We start from the raw sequence: 5,851 nt of genomic DNA, 5'->3' as shown, positions 1-5,851 counted from the left end.
GCGTTGTAGCGTGTGGCCTGGACGACGCCCTTGTCCCATTGGGCGCTCGGGGTGGCGCGGCCGGCGGTGGCCTGGGCGGTGAGGCGGCCGAGCCTGTCGTAGCTTGAGAGCAGGCCTTCGTGGCGGGGGGTCCCGTCCGAGGCGAGGCGGGTCCAGGTCCTCGCCAGCTGGTTGCCGGCGGCGTCATAGGCGTAGTCGAAGGTCCCGCCCGCGGCGTCGATCGTCCTCTCGAGCCGCCCGCCCGCATCGTAGAGGTTGCGGGTGACGCGCTCGCCCGCGTCGCCCGCGCCCGCCTGGCGGGCGCGGGTGAGGTTGCCGAGCCCGTCATAGGCGTAGTCGATCGCAGGCGTGACCGCGACGCCGTCATGGCCGAGGAACGACGCCCGCTCCTCGCGGACCAGGCGGCCGCCGGCGTCGTAGCTGTAGCTGGTGGTGTCGCCATTGGCTTCGGCCCGGGTCTCGAGCTGGCCGAACACGGTGTAGCCGTAGGTGACGGTGCTGTCGCCGGTGGCGGCGGCGAGCAGGCCGGTGGCGGGATCGATCGTCCATGCCTCGACGCCGTGGCGCGTCTCGGTGAGGCGCCGGCCGTTCCGGTCGTAGGTGAAGCTGGTGACGCGGTCGGCGGCGACGCTCGCGACCGACGGCGGCGCGGCGGTGGCGAGCGCGCCGGTGGCGGCGATCGCGTGGCGGCGCTCCCCGGTGACGTTGCCCTCGGCGTCGTGGGCCCATGTCGTGAGATATTTCTCCTGATCGGCCTCGGCCGTCTTGCGGCCGAGCCGGTCGTACCAGGCGAACACCATGCCGCCCGCCGCATCGGTCGTCCTGACGACATTGCCCCAGGCGTCATGCTCGAAGCCGGTGGTGAGCGTGGCGCTCGCGCTCACGACGTAGCTCGAGCCGTTCCACACGCCCGTGCGGACGCCGGCGATGCTGGTCGCGGTGAGCCGGCCGAGCCGGTCATAGGCGTAGATGGTCTCGCGGTGGTCGGTGGGGTTCGCCGGCGCAGGCGGCGCGCCGCCGGGGGCGGCCGGCAGGCTCGCCAGCGCGGTCCCGTAGACCCGGCTCGCCACCATGTCGCCGCTCGCGTCATAGTCGAACGCCGACAGCGTCCCGAGCGCGTCGATGCCGGCGATGCGCCGGCCGAGCGCGTCGTAATAATGGAGCGTGCGCGCCCGGTCGGGATCGGCCGGGTCGATCGTTCCGGCCGCGTCGGCCACCGTCTCGATCGTCTCGATCACATTGCCGGCCGCGTCGTAGACGATCACGGTCGCCGGCCTGACCGTCGTCGTGCCGGCATGATCGCCCGCATCGAGCACCTCGACCGCCTGGCCGATGGTCGCGGTCAGCCGGTCGAGCATGTCGTAGCGATAGTCGGTGACGCGCTCTTCATCGAGCCCGGCCGCCTCGATCATCTGCGTGCGGTTGCCGCGCAGGTCGTAGGCGTAGCGGTTGACGACCTTGATCACATAGCCGAAGCCGTCCTTCTGGACCTCGCCATCGTGCAGGGTCGAGCTGATCGGCAGCGTCTCTGCGACGAGCAGCCCGCGCCGGTCATATTCGTAGATGGTGGCGCGGTCCCCGGCGTCCGACTGCACCAGCGGCGTCACCATCAGGCTGGCCGCGCCCTCGGCCCCGATCGCGCGGCGGACGACCAGCACCACCCGGCCATGCGCGTCATAGCCGGTCTGGGTGACGGCGTCCTCGGCGTCGCGCGTCAGGATCGCGCGGCCGAGCCGGTCGTAATAGAAGCGGGTGGCGGCGTCGTGATCCGGATCGGCCGTCACCGCCGGCAAGGCGGTGACCAGCGCGGCCGTCTTGTCCGCCCGCCGCGTCACCGCGGCGATCTCGCCGAAGGTCGTATAAAGCGTCTCGGTGACGTGATCCTCCGCATCGCGGACATGCGTCACCCGCCCGAGCCGGTCGTAGTAATTGTAGGTCGTCCGGTCCCTCGCCGCATCGGCGGCGACCGCAGGCGGGGTCGTGAGGCTGGGCGTGCCGGTCGCCTTGGCCGCATGGCTGGTGGTCCGGGCGACCTCGCCGAACACCGTGTAGCTCGTCGCCGTGACATAGCCCTCGGCGTCGCGGACATGGGTCGCGCGGCCGAGCTTGTCGTACCAGAGATGGCTGGTCGCATCCCTGGCGGCATCGGCGGTCACCGCCGGCGTCAGGCTGGTGCCGCCGGTCGCCTTGTTGGCGTAGCGGGTGACCGACGCCGCCTCGCCGAACGCATTGTAGACGGTCTCGGTGACGTGATCTTCCGCGTCGCGGACATGCGTCACCCGGCCGAGCCGGTCGTGATAGCTGTAGCTCGAGGCTCCCAGCGCATCGATGACCTCGATCGTCTCGCCGAACGCGTTGTAGCGGTAGCCGGTCGTCGCCGCCTCGGCGGTGCCCGACGCGCGGGTGACCTCGAGCACGCGGCCCATGCCGTCATAGCTGTACGCCGTGACCGCCTGGTCGCTGGCGCCATAGGCGAGGATCTCCTCGCCGACGAGCCCGTTCGCCAGATAGACGAACCGCGTCCTGACGCCGGTCTCGCCCGCGCCCGAGCCGGCGCCGTCGACCCGCTCGACGAGCCGCCCGGCCGCGTCATGGACGAAGCGCGTCTCGCTGTAGCCGCCGCCGCTCACCAGCCCCGCGAGCGTGGCGATGGTGGTCGCGTCGGTGACCGCGACCGCGGTGTCCCAGCGCCGCGTCGCGGTGGTCCGCCCGGCTTCGTCGAAGGTGCCGCCGGTGACATAGCCCTCGCCGTCGACCGTATAGGCGAGCTCGCCGCGCGCGGTGTAATAGTGGCGCGTGACGCGGTTCTGGGCGTGGCCGGCATAAGCATTGGCCCAGTTGTTCATCGTCGAGAGCGCCGGCAGCGAGGGCGTCGCGCGCGGGACGGCGTAGGCGACCGTCTTCGTCACCCGGCCCATGATGTCATAGCTGTAGCCGGTGACCGCGCCCTCGCCGCCGATCGCATAGGCCAGCCGCCCGGCGGCGTCGTAGACCATGAAGCTGGTGCGGTTGGCCGGGTTCGCCGCCAGCCCCGAGGAGGCGACCAGCGCCTTCACATTGTCGAACGTATAGTCGCCGCCGGTCGCGACGGCGCCGGCATAGACGGTGGTCTGCGTCACCTTGCCCGCGACATTGTAGGCATAGCCGGTGACCTGATCGAGCGCGTCGAGCGTGTAGCGCAGCCGCCCGGCCCCGTCATAGACATAGCGCGCCGACCGGTCGGCGGCGCTGGTTCCCACAGAGGCGAGCAGCGCCTCGAACGTGCCCGACGCGCGCAGGTTGGTGGCGGTCGCGGTGGCGAAGACGGTCTCCCCGACCTTCTGTCCAGCGCGGTCATGGACGATCCGGCGGAGATGGCCCTCGCCGTCGAGCGTGCCGACCAGCAGCCCGTCCTTGTCGTAGAAGCTGCGCTCGACGCTGTCCTTCGCCGCGTCCGCCGCGGGCAAGGTCAAGGTAACAGGCGGCGTGGCCTTGTACGCGCTCAGCTGCGCGGCGCCCAGCCGGTTGGCATAGGCGTGCGTCGCGATCAGCCGGCCCGATTGGTCGTACGCATAGGCGACGACGCCGCCGTCGCCGCCGATCGTCCCGGCGAGCCGCCCCTCCGCGTCATGGACCCGCCAGCTCCATTGATCACCGGCATGGCCCGCCGGGCGCAAGGCGGCGATCCCGAGCGTGGTGTCCGGGTCGCCGAGCGCCGCCAGGTTGGCCGTGCTCGCCAGCGTGGCGTAACGCACCGTCGCCACCAGCCGGTCGTTGGCGTCGTAGCGGTACTCGGTCACCTCGCCGAGCTCGCTGACCTCGGCGGTCAGCCGGCCCGCATTGTCGTAGAGCGTGTAGCGCGTCACCCCGGCCGGATCGATCGCCACGCGCACGCGGCCCAGCTTGTCATATTGGTACCGGGTCTCGCCGCCCGCGACACCGGGGCCGCTGTCGACCAGGCTGACCAGCTCGCCCGCCTTGTTATAGGTCGAGGTGGCGACATAGCCCCCCGCCGTCGTCACCACCGTCTTCGTCTGCGCATCGTCGAACACGATGCTCGTCGTGCCGCCATGGACGTCGGTCGAGGCGACGACCCGCCCCAGCCCGTCATAGACGAAGGTCTCGACCGCCTCGGTATAGTTGTTGCGCGACAAGAGCCGCCCCGCCTGGTCGTAGACATAATAGGTGCGGGTATAGCCGTCGGCATTCGAGGCGGCCCCCGCCGCCGTCGCAATCCCGTAATAATCGACCTCGACCAGGTTGCCGCGCGCATCGCGGAAGTTGCGGATGACCCTGGTCGAGCTGCGGTCGGCCAGCCCGTTGCGCCACGCATCCATCTGCGCAAGCGTCGGCGCCGCATCCGACGCCAGCCCGCTCACATCGTGGAGATGCTCGGGATAGTCGATGACATGCTGGTGGAAGCCGTTGTTCTCATAGCGATACTCGGTCACCCGCCCCTCGGCGGTGATCGCGTAGCGCAGATGGTTCTCGCCGTCATAGACGTAGCGCGTGGTGTGCTCGGCATCGGCCGAACCGGCATCCGCGCCGCGGCGCGTCTCGGTGAGCAGCTCGTTCCTCGCGCCATAGGTGCGCGTCACGACATGGCCCAGCCGGTCGGTCTGGCTGACGACATTGCCCCAGGCGTCATGGGCGTAGACGGTCGTCTCGCCCGCCGCGTCGGTCACCCCGACAAGGTCGCCATCGGCATCATAGGCGAACTCGACGACCTGCGCCGCCGCCCCCGCCGCCGCCGGTGGCGCGGTGACCTTCGTCAGATTGCCCGCGCCGTCATAGTCGAGCCGCGTCGCATTGCCCGCCGGATCGGTCACCACCGTATAGCCGACGCCATAGACGATCCCCGTCACCCGCGTGTCGCCCGAGGCCACCGTCTGCACCAGGCTCGTCACCCGGCCCGATCCGTCATAGCCGATCGCGACATGCGACCCGTCGGTCTGGCCGATCGTCGCGATCAGGTCGGTCGCGCCGTGATAGCCGTAGGTCGTCGTATAGACCGCGCCGTCGGCGACCGCATTGTCGCCCGGGCTCAGATCGACCGTGACGCTCGTCAGCCGGTTCTGCGCGTCATAGCCGTAGCGCGTCCGCGTCAGCGTCTTCGCCGTGTCGCCGTCGGCATGATCGGTGTAGCCGGTGACCAGCTTCTCGAGATTGCCGCTCGCATCCCAGCCATATTGCACCCAGCCGCCGTCGTTGGTCGTCACCTTGTCGAGCTTGCCGTCGCCCAGATAGGTGAAGCTCAGGACATTGCCGTCGGTGTCCGCCTGCCAGATGATCCGCCAGCTGTCCGTCCCGTACGCCGCATAGCGCTCGCGCACCTGCGTGTCGCCGTCGGTCCAGGTCCACACGCCCCCCGCCTGGACCAGCGTGTCATAGGCGCCCGCCCCATCGGTCGCGACATAGGCCGCCTTCGCACCATCCCAGGCATAGACGATCTCCGACCCGTCGCCCGAGACCCGCCTGACCGTGCTCCCCGCCTGGTTGAGCACCCCCGTCAGCCCGTAGACCCGCCGGTCGGTGCCCTGCCGCCAATGATCGCCGGCCCCGTCCGCCGCCACCCCCAGGCTGTTGTACGTCCGCACTATCCCGATATCGGGACCACGCCCCACCAGATACTCGTCCTGCCGGCCGATCAGCAAATTGCCCGTCACCCCGTTGAGAAACACCCCCTCGCCAGAACGGCCCAGCGACCCAGACCCCAACAGCCCGGAACCACCCAGCACCGACCCCGAACCACGCTCAAGCCCAGCCCCAAGCCCCGCAAATATCCCCAACATCACCCAACCCCCGACCGCCTCCAAAAGGCAAACCTCCGCTCACCCACACCCCCAATCAGGAAAAACCGACATATGTTTAA

The 5,851-nt window shown here is 70.0% G+C and carries 1 protein-coding gene; it reads right to left on the bottom strand.

Going from position 1 to position 5,851, the window contains the following annotated elements; genetic code table 11:
• On the bottom strand, positions 1-5,660 hold a 5,660-nt coding region (locus D1610_RS16760; RefSeq protein WP_147414361.1), incomplete at its 3' end, for an RHS repeat domain-containing protein.
• Between the last annotated feature and the right edge of the window lie 191 nt (positions 5,661-5,851).

This window comes from Sphingomonas gilva, from assembly GCF_003515075.1.
Lineage (GTDB): Bacteria > Pseudomonadota > Alphaproteobacteria > Sphingomonadales > Sphingomonadaceae > Sphingomonas > Sphingomonas gilva.
The sequence above is the reverse complement of the archived record's forward strand: the minus strand, read 5'-3'. Positions and strand labels throughout refer to the sequence as shown.